The sequence below is a fragment of the Methylobacterium sp. J-088 genome (assembly GCF_022829295.1).
Lineage (GTDB): Bacteria > Pseudomonadota > Alphaproteobacteria > Rhizobiales > Beijerinckiaceae > Methylobacterium.
The window spans coordinates 1-2,196 of record NZ_JAKSYH010000069.1; the positions used below are offsets into that span (position 1 = coordinate 1).

The window sequence follows — 2,196 nt, forward strand, 5'->3', positions numbered from 1 at the left end:
CGCTGTAGCACCTGCTGTCTTCGGGAGGATGTGCGCCGATCCAAAGGGCGCACTGTCACTGTGTAGGACGCGCCGGCTACACGTGAACGGGGAGGACACGGCAACCGGCGCGCTCGCCGGCAGGAGCGTGAGGGCGCTCAACTGCTGCGATAGTTGGAGAAGACGGGGCGGAGCCGAAAAGATCCGGACCCGTTTGCAGCTACGCGTTTCCAGCATCGCCTGCCTTCCGCGGCCGACCGATGCGGTTCGGCTTTTCAGACGGCGTCGCGGCGACGTTTGGCTCCGCGGCCTCTGCGCGGAAGGTTTCGGGCGCCACCGGCCAAGCTTTTATCGTCCGAGGGCGTCTCGCCTGAGCGTGTACCGAACGCTGGAATGTCCAGGTCGTCGACACGGGACCGAACCACCCGATCGCCGCGTGAGCAGGCCTCGAACAGCGGTACGGTTCTGTGCAGTGCCGCTGTCCTCTGAGCAGCCCAATGACGTGCTTTCGGCGCTCGGCGTGGGCCGCGAGAACCGTGCGGACCTGCCGCTGCACTACGCCGTTACCGCACGTGTGAAGAGCCTCGTGCCGATGCGCGACCCTGACAGGCTGCAGGCGCTCGTTGCGGACCCCGTGGCCGTCGAGGCCGCCTGCCGCCGGATCGGCTCGACCGGTCTGTACCCCTACGCTGTCGTGGCCGGCGCGGCGCGCCGTTTCGAGGCGCGGCAGTTCCCGCGCGCGTCCGGCTATCCAAGGGACGCGGCCACCGGCATCGCCGCCGCCGCGCTCGTCGTCGGCCCGCTTCGCGATCGCGCCATTGCCGCCGACGACCGTCCAATCCGCGTCTACCAGGGGCGGGCGATGGGTCGTCTCCCCGAGATCACGGTGCGCCTCGGCTTCGGGGGCGATCGGCTGCCTTCTGGGCGGAGCGGTCGCTCCAGCTGCGGGCCTGGCCCCAGCGGTCACGGAGGATGGACGCCAATGAGCGACGCCGTACTCTCCCGTCTGCGAGCGGGCGGCCTGACGCTGGCCAGCTGTCCCGATCCGCGGCCGACTTCGTGCCGTGCACGCCCGCCGACCTACGCCTCTTCATTGCCGGCCAAGCGCCCGTGCTGCGCGGCCAACCGCAATATCTTGGCGTCGTCGGCGGCGACGTTGAGGAGGCGCTGACTCGTAGTGTAGCACTTAGATGGATGCGTGCGCTGTCGGCAGCCCAAGGCACAAGCGGGTGCTGCGTGAGCGACCCATCCCCGCACGGGAAACGACCGCGCAGAGCGTTGCCCCGCGGCGCTGTCCCACAAGCCGGCTTCGGCTCGCAAGACAGCGCCGCGAGAGCCCTGGTCGGTTAGAAGTCCATGCCGCCCATACCACCCATGCCGCCGCCCGCAGGCATGGCCGGAGCATCCTTGCGCGGGGCCTCGGAGATCATCGCCTCGGTGGTCACGAGAAGGCCGGCGACCGAAGCTGCGCCCTGGAGCGCGGCGCGCACCACCTTGGCCGGATCGACGATGCCGGCCTGGAGCATGTCGACATACTCTTCGGTCTGGGCGTTGAAGCCGTAGGTCGGAGAGGAATTGGCCAGGATCTTGCCGACCACGATCGAGCCCTCGACGCCCGAGTTCGAGGCGATCTGACGGATCGGGGCCTCGAGAGCCTTGAGGACGATCTTGATGCCGGCCTGGACGTCCGGGTTGTCGCTCGAGAGGCCCTGGACGGCCGCCTTGGCACGCAGGAGCGCCGTGCCGCCGCCCGGGACGATGCCTTCCTCGACCGCCGCGCGGGTGGCGTGCAGCGCGTCGTCGACCCGGTCCTTCTTCTCCTTGACCTCGACCTCCGTCGAACCGCCGACGCGGATCACCGCGACGCCGCCCGCGAGCTTGGCCAGACGCTCCTGCAGCTTCTCACGGTCGTAGTCCGAGGTGGTCTCCTCGACCTGCGCCTTGATCTGGCTGATGCGGCCCTCGATGTCGGACTTCTCGCCGGCGCCGTCGATGATCGTGGTGTTCTCCTTCTCGATCCGCACGCGCTTGGCGCGGCCGAGCATATCGAGCGTCACGTTCTCGAGCTTGATGCCAAGATCCTCGGCGATCATCTGGCCCTTGGTCAGGATCGCGATGTCCTCGAGCATCGCCTTGCGGCGGTCACCGAAGCCCGGCGCCTTGACGGCCGCGACCTTCAGGCCGCCGCGCAGCTTGTTGACCACGAGGGTGGCCAGC

2 protein-coding genes are annotated in these 2,196 nt (G+C 68.9%); one reads left to right on the forward strand and one right to left on the reverse strand.

Annotated features, from left to right (window positions below; genetic code table 11):
* The first annotated feature begins 451 nt into the window (after positions 1-451).
* Positions 452-1,150, forward strand: coding sequence for a PhzF family phenazine biosynthesis protein (locus MKK63_RS08395; protein ID WP_244000569.1), 699 nt, complete (start codon positions 452-454; stop codon positions 1,148-1,150).
* 175 nt (positions 1,151-1,325) lie between these two features.
* Here MKK63_RS08395 and groEL read toward each other — a convergent pair.
* The coding region (gene groEL, locus MKK63_RS08400; protein WP_244000571.1) for a chaperonin GroEL at positions 1,326-2,196 on the reverse strand (871 nt) is incomplete at its 5' end.